General features: G+C 39.0%; 19 protein-coding genes. 12 read left to right on the top strand and 7 right to left on the bottom strand.

Annotated elements, in window-relative coordinates; all coding sequences use genetic code 11:
• Positions 1–30: 30 nt before the first annotated feature.
• Positions 31–1,062, bottom strand: coding sequence for a nucleoid-associated protein (locus LMOATCC19117_RS03070; RefSeq protein ID WP_003731316.1), 1,032 nt, complete (start codon positions 1,060–1,062; stop codon positions 31–33).
• A 76-nt stretch (positions 1,063–1,138) separates the two neighbouring features.
• On the opposite strand from LMOATCC19117_RS03070, the gene LMOATCC19117_RS03065 reads away from it, so the two are divergent.
• Positions 1,139–1,435 (top strand): MGMT family protein, encoded by a 297-nt coding sequence (locus tag LMOATCC19117_RS03065; RefSeq protein WP_003725473.1) that lies wholly within the window; start codon positions 1,139–1,141, stop codon positions 1,433–1,435.
• On the opposite strand, the gene hisJ is transcribed toward LMOATCC19117_RS03065, so the two are convergent.
• Positions 1,420–2,247 carry a histidinol-phosphatase HisJ gene (gene hisJ, locus LMOATCC19117_RS03060; RefSeq protein WP_003725472.1) on the bottom strand — a complete coding sequence of 276 codons (828 nt, stop codon included), beginning with the start codon at positions 2,245–2,247 and terminating at the stop codon, positions 1,420–1,422. The genes LMOATCC19117_RS03065 and hisJ overlap by 16 nt on opposite strands.
• 151 nt (positions 2,248–2,398) lie before the next feature.
• Between hisJ and LMOATCC19117_RS03055 the strand changes: the two genes are divergently transcribed.
• The 10 genes from LMOATCC19117_RS03055 to gdhA all read left to right on the top strand — a co-directional run bounded on the left by LMOATCC19117_RS03055 (position 2,399) and on the right by gdhA (position 10,651).
• Complete coding sequence (locus tag LMOATCC19117_RS03055) at positions 2,399–3,577, top strand: ATP phosphoribosyltransferase regulatory subunit (protein ID WP_003725471.1); 1,179 nt, start codon at positions 2,399–2,401, stop codon at positions 3,575–3,577.
• Positions 3,577–4,218 (top strand): ATP phosphoribosyltransferase, encoded by a 642-nt coding sequence (gene hisG, locus LMOATCC19117_RS03050; protein WP_003725470.1) that lies wholly within the window; start codon positions 3,577–3,579, stop codon positions 4,216–4,218. Before LMOATCC19117_RS03055 ends, hisG begins: the two co-directional genes overlap by 1 nt.
• Positions 4,215–5,498, top strand: coding sequence for a histidinol dehydrogenase (hisD, locus tag LMOATCC19117_RS03045; protein WP_003725469.1), 1,284 nt, complete (start codon positions 4,215–4,217; stop codon positions 5,496–5,498). Before hisG ends, hisD begins: the two co-directional genes overlap by 4 nt.
• The gene (hisB, locus tag LMOATCC19117_RS03040; RefSeq protein ID WP_003734475.1) at positions 5,499–6,083 is read left to right on the top strand and encodes an imidazoleglycerol-phosphate dehydratase HisB; all 585 of its coding nucleotides are present in this window, start codon (positions 5,499–5,501) and stop codon (positions 6,081–6,083) included.
• Positions 6,084–6,710, top strand: coding sequence for an imidazole glycerol phosphate synthase subunit HisH (hisH, locus tag LMOATCC19117_RS03035; protein WP_003725467.1), 627 nt, complete (start codon positions 6,084–6,086; stop codon positions 6,708–6,710).
• Positions 6,689–7,411, top strand: a complete 723-nt coding sequence (hisA, locus tag LMOATCC19117_RS03030) for a 1-(5-phosphoribosyl)-5-[(5-phosphoribosylamino)methylideneamino]imidazole-4-carboxamide isomerase (RefSeq protein ID WP_003725466.1) — start codon at positions 6,689–6,691, stop codon at positions 7,409–7,411. The genes hisH and hisA overlap by 22 nt, the downstream gene beginning before the upstream one ends.
• A complete protein-coding gene (gene hisF, locus LMOATCC19117_RS03025) occupies positions 7,401–8,156 on the top strand; it encodes an imidazole glycerol phosphate synthase subunit HisF (RefSeq protein ID WP_003725465.1) in 756 nt (251 codons plus the stop codon). The genes hisA and hisF overlap by 11 nt, the downstream gene beginning before the upstream one ends.
• Entirely contained in the window at positions 8,153–8,470 is a 318-nt protein-coding gene (hisI, locus tag LMOATCC19117_RS14985) for a phosphoribosyl-AMP cyclohydrolase (RefSeq protein ID WP_003725464.1), read from the top strand. Before hisF ends, hisI begins: the two co-directional genes overlap by 4 nt.
• Positions 8,471–8,782: a phosphoribosyl-ATP diphosphatase gene (gene hisE, locus LMOATCC19117_RS14980; protein WP_003725463.1), complete on the top strand. Its 312-nt coding sequence runs from the start codon at positions 8,471–8,473 to the stop codon at positions 8,780–8,782. It begins immediately after the preceding gene.
• A 492-nt stretch (positions 8,783–9,274) separates the two neighbouring features.
• Positions 9,275–10,651, top strand: coding sequence for an NADP-specific glutamate dehydrogenase (gene gdhA / locus LMOATCC19117_RS03010; protein WP_003725462.1), 1,377 nt, complete (start codon positions 9,275–9,277; stop codon positions 10,649–10,651).
• 42 nt (positions 10,652–10,693) lie between these two features.
• Here gdhA and LMOATCC19117_RS03005 read toward each other — a convergent pair whose 3' ends face one another.
• On the bottom strand, positions 10,694–11,599 hold the full coding sequence (locus LMOATCC19117_RS03005; RefSeq protein WP_003727274.1) for a magnesium transporter CorA family protein: 906 nt from the start codon (positions 11,597–11,599) through the stop codon (positions 10,694–10,696).
• Between the two features lie 398 nt (positions 11,600–11,997).
• On the opposite strand from LMOATCC19117_RS03005, the gene LMOATCC19117_RS03000 reads away from it, so the two are divergent.
• A complete protein-coding gene (locus tag LMOATCC19117_RS03000; protein ID WP_003734476.1) occupies positions 11,998–13,038 on the top strand; it encodes a lactonase family protein in 1,041 nt (346 codons plus the stop codon).
• Between the two features lie 41 nt (positions 13,039–13,079).
• On the opposite strand, the gene LMOATCC19117_RS02995 is transcribed toward LMOATCC19117_RS03000, so the two are convergent.
• The 4 genes from LMOATCC19117_RS02995 to LMOATCC19117_RS02980 all read right to left on the bottom strand — a co-directional run bounded on the left by LMOATCC19117_RS02995 (position 13,080) and on the right by LMOATCC19117_RS02980 (position 17,361).
• Positions 13,080–13,775, bottom strand: coding sequence for a histidine phosphatase family protein (locus LMOATCC19117_RS02995; RefSeq protein WP_003734918.1), 696 nt, complete (start codon positions 13,773–13,775; stop codon positions 13,080–13,082).
• Positions 13,776–14,483 carry a histidine phosphatase family protein gene (locus tag LMOATCC19117_RS02990; protein WP_003734919.1) on the bottom strand — a complete coding sequence of 236 codons (708 nt, stop codon included), beginning with the start codon at positions 14,481–14,483 and terminating at the stop codon, positions 13,776–13,778.
• A 128-nt stretch (positions 14,484–14,611) separates the two neighbouring features.
• The gene (locus tag LMOATCC19117_RS02985) at positions 14,612–16,090 is read right to left on the bottom strand and encodes a peptide MFS transporter (RefSeq protein WP_003727277.1); all 1,479 of its coding nucleotides are present in this window, start codon (positions 16,088–16,090) and stop codon (positions 14,612–14,614) included.
• A gap of 89 nt (positions 16,091–16,179) precedes the next feature.
• Positions 16,180–17,361, bottom strand: a complete 1,182-nt coding sequence (locus LMOATCC19117_RS02980; protein WP_003727278.1) for an iron-containing alcohol dehydrogenase — start codon at positions 17,359–17,361, stop codon at positions 16,180–16,182.
• Positions 17,362–17,485: the final 124 nt, after the last annotated feature.

Below are 17,485 nucleotides of genomic sequence, written 5' to 3'. Positions count from 1 at the left end.
CCGGGGATTCCGCATCCTCGGTTTTTTCGTTTAATCATAATACACAATCATATAGTTTTTCCCTTTTTCCTCGTCGTATCCTTGTACAAAATCAGTTTCTTCCAGCTGTTCTAAATCTTTCACAACAACCGAAATATTTTTGCCAAGCTTAATCGTTTTACGTATTTTTTTCGATAGTTTTTCGCGCTTTTCTTCATCTAATTGGAATGTTTCTGGAAAACGGACATTGTTTTCTCGTTCGAACGTATCCACCATTGTATTGAATTCAGTAATCTCTTCCGGTTTTTCAATTGTCGTGCGAGCAAATTCAGCAATATTCAACGTCTCTTCTCCTGCTAAATATTCCGATGTCGCTTTTACAAAATTAGATTTATCAAGCAGTGATTCCTCGCGTTGTTTAATATAATCCGTACAAACTTCCACAAAACCTTCCGTGTAAAATTTCTCATCGGTTATCTTATCAATACTCAAAAACTTATCTTTCCAATAAACCGAATCGCCACGGTTAAGCCGGTCTAAAATCAACACTTTATTTCCCGTGTCATGATTCACATTGAAAACCAAGCAACCTTTATCTAAATCCGTCCCGGTAATCCCTTTATCATAGCCAATTTGGAATTCTCTGCCATTGAAATCATTTTTAAGAAAAACTTCTTTGTTTTCGACTTTAAAAATCCCGATTCCGTTCGTGAAATCACCATCGACAACGCAGCCCTCAATAAAGAAAATCCAAACATCGCCACTTTTAATATTCGGGTGGGTTGTTTCGCTATATAAATGCTCTAAAATCTTCTTGGATTCATCCAGAAACTCGTCCTCCGCGACAAACATATTCGCAGCAAAAGTACGAACTTCATTAAAATCCAAATCTGTTTCATGCGTAAATTGATAATATTCATCTTTATTAAATGGCTCTAAGAAAATCGAAGCTAGTGTTTGATTCATTTCCGAGCCAATGTCAGCGAGCACATTCGCTGATACTTCTGTTCCTTCTTCTCTCGCTTTATTTCCAGCAAAATGGACCACGAGTTTAGTAATTTTTGCGTATGAAAAATCTGGCATTCCTTTATCATCCTAACTTTTATAAAATAGGTATTTCCTGTATACTAAATTTATTATGAACAAATGGAGGTACGTAATGATTCCAGCAGATTTTGAAGACCGTGTTTATACAGTCGTGCGCCAAATACCGCGCGGTAAAGTGACTACATATGGCCAAATCGCCTATATGATTGGCTTTCCTAAAAACGCCAGACTCGTAGGTGCTACGCTAAAACATTCGAAGCGTGACCAAATTACGCCTTGCCATCGTGTCATCAATGCAGCTGGTCGACTTGTCCCCGGTTGGGAAGAGCAACGCGAACTCCTTTTATCAGAAGGTGTGACATTTAAAGAGAATGGACACGTCAAAATGAAAGATCATTTTTGGCAATAAGTGCTATATCCACGTCCTATATCTTGAACACCGTGCGAGTCCGACCCATAGACAAACGGAATCTGTAACTCGCTAGCTAATGTCACTATTTTCTTTGGTGGGTATGTCTCTCCGCAAAGGGGCTTAAATAGTCCCGCCGTATTAAAATCAAGTTCATAGTCTCGTTTTTTCACTAAAGCAAGAATCACCCGAAATTTCTCCATTACTTCCTCAGAAAAATCGCTTGTATCCTCCCCAAAGAATTGCTGAAACTTCTGACACAATGAAATATGCCCCATTCTCCGCGGTTTAAAAAGTCCTAAATCCGCTTCAATTGACTGTTTTACACCTTCTAAATAAGCAAGTTGCGCTTGTTCAAACCCGCCATAAAATTGTACAATTCCTTCATTATAATCCTCCGCTGAAAAATCAATCGAACGAAAACCACCTTGCCCCTCTAAAAAATGCAGCGACAACACACCATCATCCGTTTGTGGTCCATACTCATTCAAAAAATCCCGCGTAAAATCCTCATAACCAATCAAATAATCCACTTCAAACCCGATATGTATTAATAAATCGCTCGCATATTTTTTCTTTATATGGTTCATTTTCTTAAAATAATAAGGGAGATCACTCATTGCCATACTAGCCGTTGTCACAGCTTCCTTGTCCCCAGCTGTATTTTTCATAAATTCACTCGAAAGTGGCGCGTGCTCTACTATAGAATACTCATCAAAATCCAGTTCAATCGCTTTTAAAACCATTTCTTCCACGTCATCATGCGTACCATGTGGACAAAATTCTGTGTGCGTATGCCCGTCTCTTTTCATATTCAACCCTCTTTCAAAATTCTTTTCCCTAAGTGCTCTAAATGGTACACTAATTATACCATAAGCAACTATTTTTCTATTCATTATTTACAAAAACACTTTAACGTGCTAATATGCTAATAAACTAAAATATCGTAAAGGAGCTAACCAGATGAACTTAAATAAGAACTTACCAACCGGAACACGTGATAAACTCTTTCGTGAAGCACAAGCTGCATACAAAATTGAGCAACAAGTGAATCATTATTTTGAAAAACGTGGATTTAAACGTATTGAAACACCTGTTATCGAGTTTGAAGATGTCTTTTCTTCTGAACATCAAGCCGATGCGAAGTTATACCGTTTCTTTGACGAAAAAGGTCGTTTGACAGTTCTACGTCCGGACATGACCCTTCCAATTGGTCGAGTTGTGAGTACAACTGGTGTGATGCTCCCTCTAAAACTTTCTTATAGTGGAAAAATTTTTCGTGCCAATGAAGATTTTGGTGGCGAACAAAACGAACAAACGCAAGCTGGAATTGAAATCATTGGCTATCCTTCGATTAAAGCAGAGATTGAATGTATTTTAAGTGGAATCGGGGTTTTAAATGCTCTAGAAATTCCGAATTTTCAAATTGAACTCGGACATGCAGCAATTTATCGTCGTGTTATCCAACTTTTAAATCTCTCCGAAACAGCTGAAATTGATTTTCGCCAACTAATTCAAAATAAAAGCTTAACTGGTATTAAACGATTTGTTGCCAATAATCCAAGTACACTTGACGATTTTATTCTAGCCATACCAAGATTATTTGGCCCAGCGACAGCTATTTTAAACCAAGCAAAAAGTTTAACGACTGACAAAGGAATTTTAACGGCACTGCGCGAAATGGAAACCATTGTGGAAGCTGTTTCTTACACAGCAGATATTAGTGTCGATTTAGGACTCGTACAAGATTTTCATTATTATACAGGTATAATTTTTAGAGGATACGCTGACCTTGCTGCTGATAATTTTTTAAGCGGCGGCCGTTACGATCACCTACTAGAACAATTCACCAGCTCTTCCTCCCCAGCAGTTGGTTTGGCTCTTAATCTCGACTCCCTCACAACTCTACAAAACCGCGCTGGCATCATCAAAAAACAAACGCCAACAACTCTTTTGATCCACTACGACCTTGAAGCACTCCCACAAGCAGAAAAATTCATGCAAGAAACACCAAATAGTGAATTAAGTTTTTTTGAAACAGCATCAAACGCCATCTCTTTTGCAAAAAAATGGCATATTCCCGAAGTCGTTCACGTCTCGAGCCAAGGCATCCAAACTATTTTCCAAAGGGAGGTGGACTGATGAAAGCTCTAAAAATTGCTCTAACGAAAGGTCGACTGGAGAAAGACGCAGTGGCACTTTTGGAAAAAGCTGGGATTGACTGTTCTTCTATGACAGATAAAAAGCGTAAACTAATTTTTCATAGTAGCACTCAACCAATCTCTTTTATTTTAGTAAAAGCGGTCGATGTCATGACTTACGTAAAGCACGGGGTTGCGGATATTGGCATCGTTGGTAAAGACGTTTTAATGGAAGCATCTAAATCCCATTATGAAATGCTCGACCTTGAAATCGGCAAATGCCAGTTTTGCCTTGCTTCTACACCTGACTTTGACCCGAGCAGTTATCGACGAAAAATCATCGCAACCAAGTATCCAACTGTTGCTTCCAAATTTTTCCGTGAAAAAGGCGAAGATGTAGAAATTATCAAAATCGAAGGATCCGTCGAGATTGCTCCAGTGCTTGGTCTTGCTGATGCCATCATCGATATCGTCGAAACTGGCTCCACTTTAAAAGAAAACGGCTTACTTATTTATGAAAAAATGTATCCAATCTCCGCCCGTCTGATTGTCAATAAAGCTTCCTTAAAACAGAACAAAACGCAAATTTTCCAATTAATCGACCAATTAGAACAAGTGATAAAGGAGGAGCGCGCTGAATGAAAATTTTAACCGGAACAGTAAATGAGCTATTAAACGAGCTCAAAATAGAAACTGATACGAACACTTCCATCCAGGTGGAAACCGAAGTAAAAACGATTATCGAAAAAGTCAAAACAGCTGGCGACCAAGCCCTATTTGACTTCACATCCAAGTTTGACGGCGTAGGGCTCACCGAACTCCGCGTTCCAGCCGCTGACATCCAAGCTGCAAGCGCAAAAATCGAACCTGCCTTCTTAGACGCGCTCCAACAAGCAAAAGTAAATATCGAAAGTTTCCACAGCAAGCAAAAACAACATGCTTTCCTTGATAGTGAAAAAGACGGCGTCATTCGAGGGCAATTAATTCGTCCACTAGAAACCGTCGGCGTTTACGTTCCCGGTGGCACAGCAGCCTATCCTTCATCGGTTTTAATGAATGTGTTGCCAGCCAAAATTGCCGGAGTAAAGCGAATCGTAATGATTACCCCTCCCGGTGAAAACGGTATTAATCCTTACGTTCTAGCCTCAGCTCAACTAGCTGGTGTGGACGAAATTTACCAAGTTGGCGGTGCACACGGAATCGCCGCTCTAGCTCACGGAACAGAATCTATCCCTAAAGTAGATAAAATCGTCGGTCCTGGAAATATCTATGTCGCCACTGCCAAACGTGAAGTATTCGGCTTAGTTGATATTGACATGATAGCCGGTCCATCCGAAATCGTCGTGCTCGCAGATGAAAACGCCAATCCTGCTTTTATCGCAGCCGACTTACTCTCCCAAGCAGAGCACGATATTTTAGCCCGTGCTATCTTAATCACAACTAGTAAAAAAATCGCCGAGGAAACACAAAATGAAATTGACAAACAGCTAGAAAATCTACCGCGAAAAGCGATTGCTCAGAAATCTATCGAAACACGAGGAAAAATCATTATCGCAGCAACCACACAAGAAATGTTCGATATCATGAACGAAATCGCCCCAGAACACTTAGAAGTACAACTTGAAAATCCGATGAACTATCTCTATCAAATTAAAAACGCTGGCTCCATTTTCTTAGGGAGTTATGCATCGGAACCTCTTGGCGACTATTTTGCTGGCCCAAATCACGTCTTACCTACAAGTGGTACCGCAAAATTCTTCTCTCCTCTTGGTGTTGAAGATTTTACCAAACGTTCCGCCTTTATTTCTTATACAAAAGAAGCACTCGCAAAGGAAAAAGATGCTATCGTTTTACTTGCTAAAAAAGAAGGTCTAGACGCCCATGCCAAAGCCATTCAAATTCGTTTTGAGGAGGAAAACTAAATGAGAACAGCGACTAAAACACGCATTACTGCTGAAACTTCTATTGAGCTTTCCATTAACCTAGATTCCCAAGCAGAATCAATTATTTCTACTGGAGTCGGATTTTTGGATCACATGCTCACCCTTTTCGCCAAACACAGCCGAATAACTTTAAATGTAAAAGCAGATGGTGATACATATATCGATGCGCATCACACCGTAGAAGACATCGGCATCACACTCGGGCTTTGTTTAAAAGAAGCACTTGCTGATAAAGCAAGCATTAATCGTTACGGCTCCGCTTATGTACCGATGGACGAATCACTTGGCTTTTGCGCACTAGATTTAAGTAGTCGTTCTTATTTAGTTTTTGACGCCGAATTAACAAACCCTAAACTCGGTGATTTTGACACAGAACTAGTGGAAGAATTTTTCCAAGCAGTTGCCTTTAACACGGAAATGAACCTTCATCTCCGCGTTCTTTATGGCAAAAACACGCATCATAAAATCGAAGCACTTTTTAAAGCATTCGGTCGTGCTCTTCGTGAAGCAATCACGATTAACCCAGAAATCAAAGGTGTAAATTCAACTAAAGGGGTCCTGTAAATGATTGTTATTATTGACTACGATACAGGAAATACGAAAAGCATCAGTAAAGCCCTTGATTTTATCGGGTTACAAAACAAAATTTCTAGTGATAAAACAGAAATCGCTCAAGCTGATGGTGTTATTTTGCCCGGAGTTGGTGCTTATCCAGAAGCCATGCAAGAACTCACTCGACGCGGATTAGATAAAACATTAAAAGAAATTGCTACCGCTGGTAAACCAATTCTTGGCGTTTGTCTTGGTATGCAACTATTACTCGAATCAAGTAACGAACATAGCTATACTAAAGGGCTCGGCCTCATTCCCGGTCATGTCGAAATGCTACCAGACGAATCCGAATTTGCCGTTCCGCACATGGGCTGGAATCAATTACAAATCAAACGCACCACCCCGCTTACACAAAACATCGCTGGAGAATATGTCTATTACGTTCATTCCTACTATGCCAACTGTCCAGAAGCTTACATTATCGCAACAAGTGGTTATTCTATTGATATCCCTGGCATGATAAATAACGGCAATATTTACGGAGCACAGTTCCATCCTGAAAAAAGCGGCCAAATCGGTCTTGAAATTTTAAAAGGTTTTAAGGAGGTCATTCGTTCATGCAAATCTTCCCAGCAATAGACTTAAAAAATGGACAGTGCGTCCGTCTCTTCCAAGGCGACTTCTCTAAAAAAACAGTTGTCAATGAAGACCCAATTGCCCAAGCAAAAGCATTTGCTACAGACGGCGCAACCTATTTGCACATCGTCGACCTAGACGGTGCATTAGAAGGACGTCCTATCAATCTAGAAATTATTCAAAGGATGAAAAAAGCAGCTAAAATCCCTGTTCAAGTTGGTGGAGGAATTCGTAGCATGGCGCAAGTGGATTATTATCTTGAATCCGGCATCGACCGCGTGATTATCGGTTCTGCCGCTCTAACAGATCCAGATTTCCTACGTGCGGCAGTCCAAAAATACGGAGCTAAAATTGTAGCAGGTATCGATGCCAAAAACGGTTTTGTGGCAACAAGAGGTTGGCTCGATGTCAGTCAGGTAAGCTATTTAGATTTGGCTAAACGAATGGAAAAAGTGGGTGTTGAGACAATCATTTACACTGATATTAGCCGTGATGGCACGCTAACTGGACCTAATTTAGAACAAATGGCAAATCTCAAAGAACACGTTAAAGTTAGTTTAATTGCTTCTGGCGGAGTGAGCAGTCGTGCAGATTTGGAAGCACTCGCCCAACTCGGCTTATATGGAGCAATTGCCGGAAAAGCCCTTTATAATCATGATATTTCCATGTCAGATATTGTAGAGGTGGAACAAATTGCTTACTAAAAGAATCATCCCATGTCTTGATGTCACAGCAGGTCGAGTCGTCAAAGGTGTTAATTTTGTTTCCTTAACAGATGTCGGGGACCCTGTCGAAATTGCTAAAGCTTATAATGAAGCTGGTGCCGATGAGCTCGTCTTTCTTGATATCACGGCAACTGTCGAACTCCGTCAAACCATGATAGATGTTGTGGAACGAACTGCTGAGCAAGTTTTTATTCCACTCACAGTTGGTGGGGGTATCAGTAGTGTTTCTGACATGAAAGAACTTCTTCAAGCCGGAGCCGACAAGATTTCGCTTAATTCCGCCGCCATCAAACGACCAGAACTCATCCAAGAAGGAGCAGCAAAATTCGGAAACCAATGTATCGTTGTCGCAATTGATGCAAAATGGAATGGTACAAATTGGAGCGTCTTTACGAGAGGCGGTCGAAATGATACCGGACTTGATGCTATTGAATGGGCCAAAAAAGCTGTACAACTTGGTGCTGGTGAAATCCTACTAACAAGTATGGACGGCGATGGAACCAAAAACGGTTACGATATTCCGCTCACAAAAGCAATTTCAGCAGCAGTTTCCGTCCCAGTCATTGCTTCAGGCGGTTGCGGGAATGCCGCACATATGGCCGAGGTTTTTGAAAAAACAAAGGCAACCGCCGCTCTCGCTGCAAGCATTTTCCACTACGGTGAACTAAGCATCAAAAATGTCAAAACAACCTTACTCGAAAAAGGAGTGAATATTCGTCCATGACTTCTGTAGATTTTTCTAAAGGTCTTGTCCCAACTATTATCCTAGACGATCAAAATGGCGACGTTTTAATGCTCGCTTATATGAACGAAGAAAGTTATCAAAAAACCCTTGAAACTGGCTATACTTGGTTTTTTTCGCGCTCCAGAAACGAACTTTGGAATAAAGGCGCGACAAGCGGACATACTCAAAAAGTAAAACAAATCTGGACCGATTGTGATAACGACACATTACTTATCCGCGTAACCCAAATCGGTCCAGCCTGCCACACCGGCAAAAAAAGCTGCTTTTTCAATCTTATAAAGGAGGATTTTTAAATGTTAAATGACCTATATGAAGAAATTAAACTGCGTAAAACTCAACCAAGAGAAGGCTCCTATACCAACTATTTGTTCGATAAAGGCCTTGATAAAATTCTCAAAAAGGTTGGTGAAGAAGCAACCGAAGTCGTTATTGCTGCCAAAAATAACGAGCAAGAATTAATCGCTGAAGTATCCGATTTAACTTATCACTTGCTCGTTCTCTTAGCCGAGCAAAATATTCCATTATCAAAAATCCAAGCAGAGCTTCAAAATCGTGAAGGAAAGCTAAGCACCACTCGCGACCGTAAAGAAATTAACGATTTATAAAAACATGACATTTTCGTAAGCTTAGAGATCATTATTGTAAGAAAAAGCGCATGATTTTTAAATACATTTTTTATATACTTGTTTACGTGGAGAGCTTTCATTTTCCCAAGAGAAAGCAAATAATGTTAGAGCAATAATTCTAGTATCCGAATTAGTCTTATCCCTTGGCTCGCTTTAATATTATTTCTCCCTAATACTCCCTTAACCGCATCCCCCTGGTGCGGTTATTTTTTTATTACATCTTCAATTTCTACGCATTAAAACCTAAGCAAACGTTCTCATTAACTACATTTTAAAAAATTTCAGAAAAATTGGTTTTTATGCTTGAAAATATTCTCAACAATGTGTAAACTAACAACATAGGTAAGAAAAGTTGACCTACTTAATGTACACAAGCCGATGTTCTTCTTGCTTTATAACATCACGTGTAGTTACATTAAGTTTTCTACTTTTCCTTATAGTCAAAATATTTAAACAAGGAGCGATTATAGTATGGCACAAACATCCACTATTCAAAATGACACAAAGGCAGCCGAAGAATACGCAGCTCGCGTGTTTGAAACAATTAAACTACGGAATCCTGGCGAAACGGAATTCCACCAAGCAGTTGAAGAATTCTTAAACTCTGTTATCCCAGCCCTTGCAAAAGAACCTAAATACGAAGCAAATGGTATTTTAGAACAGTTAACAGAACCCGAACGCCTTATCAGTTTCCGAGTTCCATGGGTGGATGATTCTGGCACAGTACATGTAAATCGCGGTTACCGTGTCCAATTCAATAGCGCAATTGGTCCATATAAAGGCGGTCTTCGTTTCCACCCTTCCGTTACTGGAAGCATCGTCAAATTCCTCGGTTTTGAACAAATCTTCAAGAACTCCCTAACTGGCTTACCAATCGGTGGCGGTAAAGGTGGCTCTGACTTTGATCCAAAAGGAAAATCAGACTCAGAAGTAATGCGTTTCTGCCAAAGTTTTATGACTGAACTACAAAAACATATCGGTCCAGATACAGATGTTCCTGCTGGTGATATTGGTGTTGGTGGTCGTGAAATTGGCTACTTATTCGGTCAATACAAACGTCTTCGCGGTGCGTATGATGCCGGTACAATTACAGGTAAAGGCCTTTCTTACGGCGGAAGTTTAGCTCGTACAGAAGCTACAGGATACGGTCTTGTTTATTTCACCGTTGAAATGTTAGAAGCAGCTGGTGAAACCATTCGCGGCAAAAAAATCGTCGTTTCTGGTTCAGGTAACGTTGCGATTTATGCAATCGAAAAAGCACACGAATTGGGCGCTAAAGTAGTTGCATGTAGCGATTCTGCTGGTTTTGTTTATGACAAAGAAGGTATCAAAGTTGAAACAGTAAAACAATTAAAAGAAGTAGAACGTAAACGTATTAGCGAATACACAACCATTCATCCTTCTGCAGAATATTACGCAGGCGGCGACGTATGGTCCGTTCCATGTGATATCGCACTACCATGTGCAACTCAAAATGAAATCAACGCTGACCAAGCTCGTGCCCTTGTAAAAAATGGTGTTATCGCTGTTGCAGAAGGCGCAAACATGCCTTCTACTCTTGATGCAGTGGATATTTACCACGAAAATAAAGTTCTATTCGGTCCTGCAAAAGCTGCCAATGCTGGTGGTGTTGCCGTATCAGCACTTGAAATGGCACAAAACAGCACACGTATGAGCTGGACTTTCCAAACAGTCGACGAACATTTACAAAACATCATGAAAGATATTTATAAAAATTCAAGCAATGCTGCAAGCGAGTATGGCGCACCTGGTAACCTAGTTATCGGCGCAAATATCGCCGGATTCCTCAAAGTAGCAGACACAATGATTTCTCAAGGTATTATTTAATTCAAAAAGCCCTTCTTTCTATCCGAAAGAAGGGCTTTTTTGTTATCTCATTAATTTTCGTAAAATAAAGGAAAGTCCGAACCATAGAATCACACTAATAAAAATCGTCACAATCCAACCAAACGTATTATGTTCTAAAGGAAGTGGCATGTTCATTCCAAAGAAGCCCGTAATAATAGTAGGAACCGTCAATAAAATGGATAGCGCCGTTAAAATTTTCATCGTATCATTCAAATTATTGTTCAAAATATTATTATATGTACCTGACAATTGCTGTAAGATTTGAGAGCTCAGCCCCGTCATTTCCACCAGTTGCCTCGCTTCAATTAAAGCATCTTCAAATTGTTCCTTTTCCACTTCATTAAGCTCACGATAAATCAGATGGGCTTTCATTTGCTCCAGAAGCGCCGCATTTTGCTTAGATGCCGAAACAAAATAAACAATCCCAGTTTCCAAATCAGATAATGACAATAAATTTTTCTTCGTCGTTTTAATTTTCAATTTGTCATTAATCGTTCTTCTATCCGTATCCATTTCTTCCACATATGGAAAAAAAGCATCCATAATAAAATACAAACTACTAAATAAAAATTGAAAAATAGTTACGTCATCTGATTCTTTTAAATAACGCTTCATTTTTCGTGTAATATATTGATTGTCATTATTTGTAATTGTTATCAATTGCTTATCTTTTATTATAAAAACCATTGGTATTGTCTCATAATGGTTATCCATTTTCCTTTGATCAGGCACATTAAACACAATGACAAAAGTATTGGACTTTTGATCATATTCAAAATGCGCACGTTCATTTCTATCAATCGAATAGGCGATTACTTCATCATCAATATGATATTTTTCGTAAAAATCCGCTAGATTATCTGTACTATCTGTATCAATATTAATCCAATTATATTTGCCGTTTCCAAAAATTGTTTGAATGGACATTTTTTCATCCTACTTTCCATGAGGTCATAAAAAAAGAGAGTCTCATTTTCAGAGCATCTCTATTTCTACATAATTATAGCACAGAATCTGGGAAATTCTGTGCTACAACTATCTTAAAGGAGTGTTTATTTGAAATAAGCAATTAAGAATATTTCTATGGGGGAAGTAATTTATTTTCAATTAGCTTATTTCAAATGACAATCTCTATGGGATAAGTATATCTTACATTACTTTTATGTCTAAGTCAATACTTTTGTTACAAAAATATTTCATAAAAAGCAAAAAGGGTATTTTAACAACAATTTGTAACATTAATGCAATAATCGTGATATTTTTCTATCTTTTCTTTACTATGCTATAATTAACTAGGAAATATCTTATATATAGGAGGAATTGGCATGTCAAAAAATCAAGCAACTGCTTATATCGGTACATATACCAAAGCCGAGAGCCAAGGTATCTATCGCTTAGTAATCGACAAAACTACCGGCGAAATCAAAGAAAATAAATTAGCTGGGAAAATGGACAATCCAACATATCTTAAAATTTCAGATGACGAAAAATTCGTTTATTCTGTAGCAAAAGATGGCGATAAAGGTGGGGTTGCAGCTTTTTCTGTGGAAGAAGACGGTTCGCTTACTTTCATTAATCAAGATGTTCAAACAGGTAACCCACCATGTTACGTAGATGCCTCTCATGACGGTTCTATCGTTGTATCTGCAAACTATCACTTAGGCACAATCGTAAGCTATCCAACAGAAAACGGTGCATTAAAGTCTTCTGTCTCTACCATTCAACATACTGGTAAAAGTGTTCACGAACGCCAAGAAAAACCACACGCGCACTTTGCAGGATTCACACCAGACCAAAAATACGTTATCACATGTGACCTTGGAACAGACAAAGTAACGACTTATTCCGCTACTGCTGGCAAACTTGAAAAAGTAACTGAGCTAGACGTAAAACCTGGAAGCGGTCCTCGTAACCTAGTCTTCCATCCAAATGCTAAATATGTGTACATCATGACAGAATTAACTTCCGAAGTTATTTTTGCTGAATATGATGAAGCTACTGGCGCATTAAACGTGATTCAAACAATCGCTTCTCTTCCAGAAGGTTTTGACAAAGAAAATAAAGGTAGCGCTATCCATATTTCTCCTGATGGTCGTTTCCTATATGTGTCAAATCGTGGCCAAGATGCCATCGTTAGTTATGCAGTTGCCGAAAACGGCACACTAACACTTGCAGCAACAACACCAGTAGAAGGCGTAGGTCCACGTGACTTCGACCTGAGCTACACTGGCGAAATCTTAGTTGCAACAAACGAAAACAGCAATAACGTTACTGTTTTTGGTGTTAACAAAGAAACTGGTGCACTTACATTACTTCAAAAAGATGTAAAAGTTCCTGAACCAGTTTGTATTAAATTCGTAAAATAACTTAAAAAATCCAGAATGGCCTCAGTGCCATTCTGGATTTTTTATACTAAAACTAATTTACCTGCTTCAATGTAACTTAAATCATTCACTGTCTCAATTGTCCATTCGCCATTTTCAAATCCAAGTCTTGTAACACTTGCATTAGCTAAGTCTGGATTAATTAATGACTTATCAAAGAAAGAAATAATCGTATTAATAGCCATTCCGTGAGAAACAACTAAAACGTTGGCATTTTCCACCTGATTTTCTGCACTAACTGTATCTAAAGCATTTTTTAATCTAGCAACCATCTCATCCCAATTCTCGGACATACCAGTTTCATCAATTTTTTCTACAGTTTCCGAGATAATTTGATAACCATCATCGCCAAATTTTTCAAAAGCTTCTTCCATCGACTGGAAACCAAGATGCTCCATCACTTTTCCAAACATAATATCTTCATACTCACCTTCAAATTTACCAAAACCAAACTCACGGAAATCACGTAGTTCATTGATTTCCAAATGCGTCTGCTTGCTTTCACGTAAAATGATGCCTGCCGTTTCAATTGTTCGACCACGATCACTCGTATAAATAGCATCAAAGGGAGTTTCACGAAGGCCACGACCTAAAAATTCTGCCACTTCGATTCCTTCATTTGTTAATGGTGTATCTGACCAGCCTTGCACACGACGAGATGTATTGAACATCGTTTTGCCATGCCTAACTAAGTACACATTCAGTTTTCCTGTTGCCACTTAAACTCCCCCTTGCGCCTTTTTTCCAACTTCTACATAAAACATGTTTCCAGGTTCTTCAATCGAATATGCTCCATCTTCAAAAATAACTTTTGTCACACTGGCATTTTCAATAATTCGTAAATTTTTACTAGGATCAATCATTTCAATAATGCGATGAATAACCATACCGTGCGCTACTACTAACACATCTCCACCACCACGCTTATTAGCATCGGCAAGAATAGTATCGAGTCCCGCAGTTAGTCTTTCTTCAAAAATAACCGAGTTTTCCGTCATTCCAGTCTCGTCCATTTTGTGCACCGTATCAATGACAATATTGGAATTATTTTCAGAAGTTTTATCATAATAGCTTTCAATAGATTCAAAACCATGCGCCTTTGCTACCATTTTTAAAACAGCTTGATTATATTCTCCTTCAAATTTGCCAAAGCCAAATTCACGCATTTCAGCTAATTTTTCTAGTTTTAAATGATGGTTATCGCTTTCTTTCATGACAATTCGTGCAGTTTCGATGGCACGTCCTCGGTCACTTGCGTAAGCGGCTACAAAATTAGTCCCTTTTAAACCACGACCTAAATCATGCGCAACAAGTGCTCCTTCTTCGGTTAACGGCGAGTCAGCCCAGCCTTGTACCCGATCAAGTGTGTTTAAAATCGTCTTTCCATGTCGCGTTAAATAAATAACTACCCTGCTTGATGATTCCATGTATACACTCCTTTAAATTATCACTTCTCCCTTTAATAGTAGCAATCTTAGGAGTTAATGGCAAACTAATTTATTCCTAGCATAAAAAAACACTTCCTCCAAATAAGGAGAAAGTGCGCTTAATTCCTTTAATGAACGCCCTTCATATATTTTTTCAAGAATGGCGCGAAAATGAATAATGCTACCGCAAAAGCAATTGCTACAAAACCAGTAATACCGAAATAAGCAATTTCAGTGTCAGCATTAAATAATTGTGTTAATTGTGCGTTAAATGATTGCCCCATTGCATCTGACAAGAACCATAAGCTCATCGTTTGTGAAGCAAAAGCTTTTGGCGCTAGTTTGGTCGTCGCAGATAATCCGACTGGTGAGATAAACATTTCACCGAAAATACAGATGAAGAAACTTAGTACTAACCAAAGTGGACTTACAAGCGTTGTTGTGTTTCCGTGCAAGATACCCGGAAGCATCATAACAACGAAAGATAAACCAGCGAAGAATAGTCCAAGGGCAAATTTACGTGGTGTAGATGGTTGTCTATCACCAAGTTTCGTCCAAATCCATGCGAAAATTGGCGAAAGTGTAATAACAAACACTGGGTTAAGCGACTGGAAATTGGCCGGATTTAAGTTCATACCCCAAATAGATAAATCCGTTCTTTCTGCCGCGAAAAGCGCCAATGTGGACGAGCCTTGTTCTTCAATCATCCAAAATAGTACAGCAATTAAAAATAACGGTATGTATGCAGTTAATCGTGATTTTTCGTCCGCCTCGGTTTTCTTGCTAGTCATCATCATAATAAAGTAAGCGAGTGGAACCCCCACGCCCATCACCGTTACAGCAAGGATAATCGTATCAATTGTTAAGCTACCTGTAATTAGTGTTAAAACAGCAATTAATAATCCTATGCCTAAAACAATGCCAATTATTTTGAATGTAAGACTTTTTGCTTCTGATCTTTGAAGCGGATTTGGCGCTTTTTTGCCAGCGTCTTTTAAGTAACGTTTTCCTGTAAGAACATAAACAACAAGTGCAATTGCCATACCAACAGCTGCCACACCAAAACCAGCATGGAAACTTCCAGCATTATCAGAAACTGCCGAAACAATAGGCGGGGCAATAAATGCACCTAAGTTAATCCCCATGTAGAAGATACTAAAACCAGCATCACGACGATTATCGCCAGCTGGGTATAAATCGCCAACGACATTAGAAACATTCGGTTTAAGTAGCCCAGTTCCGAGAATTATAAATGCCATCGAACCAAATAATGCCGCTGCTCCTCCATTTGGTAAAGCTAGTACAATATGCCCCACCATAATAAGGACTCCACCGTAAAAAATGGTCTGTCGTGCCCCCAAGACACGGTCAGCGAACCATCCACCAATGACTCCTGACATAAATACTAGTGAACCATAAATAGACATAATTGCTGTTGCGGTAGACTGGCTAAACCCAAGTCCACCATCTGCTACTGCAGTATACATATAATAAAGTAATAATGCACGCATTCCGTAATAGGAGAATCGCTCCCAAAATTCGGTGTTAAATAATGTAGCTAGGCCGCGCGGATGGCCGAAAAACGTCTTTTCCTTCTTGGTACTCAAGAAATTTCGCCCTCTTTCATTTTCTATTGATTTTTATTTAAGTAAGCAAATTTCTTCTCTAATGATTTGCGCAAAAGTTTCGTTATCCATTATAAAGCATTTGTATAAATTTGACGAGATACTTCTAACGTTTGGTCGCCGCGTTCTGAAATATTCGTTAAACCGTGACGCTCTAATTGATCAACGAGTAAGTCCACTACTTCCTCGCCAAGCCCATAATCACTAAATCTAGTTCCTGCTCCTAAGCTTTCAAAGAACTCGCGTGTTTTGAGAATAGCAGCGTCTATTTTTTCTTCATCACTACCACTCTTAATCCCCCACACTCGTTCCGCATATTGCACTAATTTCTCATGCTTTTCACTGCGACGAACATTTAAAAGAGACGGGAGAACTATTGCTAACGTACGTGCATGGTCAATCCCATAAAGTGCGGTGATTTCGTGACCTAAACTGTGGCTTGCCCAATCTTGCGGAACGCCTCTGGATAATGTTCCATTGAGTGCATTTGTAGCTGACCACATAAAAGTAGCACGTGTATTATAATCATGATTATCTTCTTTGATAACATCTGGACCAATTTCGATTAAAGTTTGTAGTAGACTTTCGGCATAACGATCTTGCAGCAAAGCACCTACTGGATAAGTCATATATTGTTCCATTACATGCACATACGCGTCCATAATACCATTTGCAAGTTGACGTTTTGGAAGTGTGTATGTAAGTTCTGGATCAAGTAAAGAAAAAACAGGATAAGTATAAGCACTACCAAAGCCAAGTTTCGCTTTCTTCTCCACAAAAGTGATTACACCACCGCTATTCATTTCAGAACCAGTTGCAGGAAGTGTTAGTACTGTTCCAAAAGGAAGCGCTTTTGTAATCGGACGTTTTTCGCCAATTCCGCTACCAAAAATATCCATCGGTTCACCGTCGAACAATGCTCCCGCTGCAACGAATTTTGTTCCGTCAATCACTGACCCTCCACCGACTGCAAGTAAAAAGTCATAGTTTTCTTCTTTAACTAGTTGGATAGCTTTAATTAACGTTTCGTATGTAGGATTCGCTTCAATGCCACCAAATTCGCCTACTTCGCGTGATTTAAGAGCGGTTTTTACTTTATCTAAAGTTCCAAAACGTTCTACACTTCCACCACCATACAAAATCAATACTTTTTTATCTTGAGGAATCACTTCATTTAATTCATTAAAACGGTTTTTACCAAAAATAATATGCGTAGGGTTATAATAATCAAAGTTCAACATTTCTTTTTGCATGTTAACGTCCTTCTTTCTGTTTATAAATTTACATAGCATAGTTAATAATACACTTTTTTTAGAAAATTTAAACCTTATGCCAAAAGTTTCCATTTATATAAGTAAATTATCGTATTTTTTCCGA

The sequence above is a fragment of the Listeria monocytogenes ATCC 19117 genome, from assembly GCF_000307025.1.
Classification (GTDB): domain Bacteria; phylum Bacillota; class Bacilli; order Lactobacillales; family Listeriaceae; genus Listeria; species Listeria monocytogenes_B.
This window is presented reverse-complemented; position numbering and strand designations above follow the sequence as displayed.

Bases quoted from the DNA above. Each gene is read 5' to 3' on its own strand.
- hisD (WP_003725469.1), top strand. From the start codon at position 4,215: ATGAAAATTTTAACCGGAACAGTAAATGAGCTATTAAACGAGCTCAAA.
- LMOATCC19117_RS02990 (WP_003734919.1), bottom strand. From the start codon at position 14,483: ATGGAATCATCAAGCAGGGTAGTTATTTATTTAACGCGACATGGAAAG.
- hisI (WP_003725464.1), top strand. From the start codon at position 8,153: ATGACTTCTGTAGATTTTTCTAAAGGTCTTGTCCCAACTATTATCCTA.
- hisH (WP_003725467.1), top strand. From the start codon at position 6,084: ATGATTGTTATTATTGACTACGATACAGGAAATACGAAAAGCATCAGT.
- gdhA (WP_003725462.1), top strand. From the start codon at position 9,275: ATGGCACAAACATCCACTATTCAAAATGACACAAAGGCAGCCGAAGAA.
- hisA (WP_003725466.1), top strand. From the start codon at position 6,689: ATGCAAATCTTCCCAGCAATAGACTTAAAAAATGGACAGTGCGTCCGT.
- hisB (WP_003734475.1), top strand. From the start codon at position 5,499: ATGAGAACAGCGACTAAAACACGCATTACTGCTGAAACTTCTATTGAG.
- LMOATCC19117_RS03065 (WP_003725473.1), top strand. From the start codon at position 1,139: ATGATTCCAGCAGATTTTGAAGACCGTGTTTATACAGTCGTGCGCCAA.
- hisG (WP_003725470.1), top strand. From the start codon at position 3,577: ATGAAAGCTCTAAAAATTGCTCTAACGAAAGGTCGACTGGAGAAAGAC.
- LMOATCC19117_RS02980 (WP_003727278.1), bottom strand. From the start codon at position 17,361: ATGCAAAAAGAAATGTTGAACTTTGATTATTATAACCCTACGCATATT.
- LMOATCC19117_RS03070 (WP_003731316.1), bottom strand. From the start codon at position 1,062: ATGCCAGATTTTTCATACGCAAAAATTACTAAACTCGTGGTCCATTTT.
- LMOATCC19117_RS03000 (WP_003734476.1), top strand. From the start codon at position 11,998: ATGTCAAAAAATCAAGCAACTGCTTATATCGGTACATATACCAAAGCC.
- hisJ (WP_003725472.1), bottom strand. From the start codon at position 2,247: ATGAAAAGAGACGGGCATACGCACACAGAATTTTGTCCACATGGTACG.
- LMOATCC19117_RS03055 (WP_003725471.1), top strand. From the start codon at position 2,399: ATGAACTTAAATAAGAACTTACCAACCGGAACACGTGATAAACTCTTT.
- hisE (WP_003725463.1), top strand. From the start codon at position 8,471: ATGTTAAATGACCTATATGAAGAAATTAAACTGCGTAAAACTCAACCA.
- LMOATCC19117_RS03005 (WP_003727274.1), bottom strand. From the start codon at position 11,599: ATGTCCATTCAAACAATTTTTGGAAACGGCAAATATAATTGGATTAAT.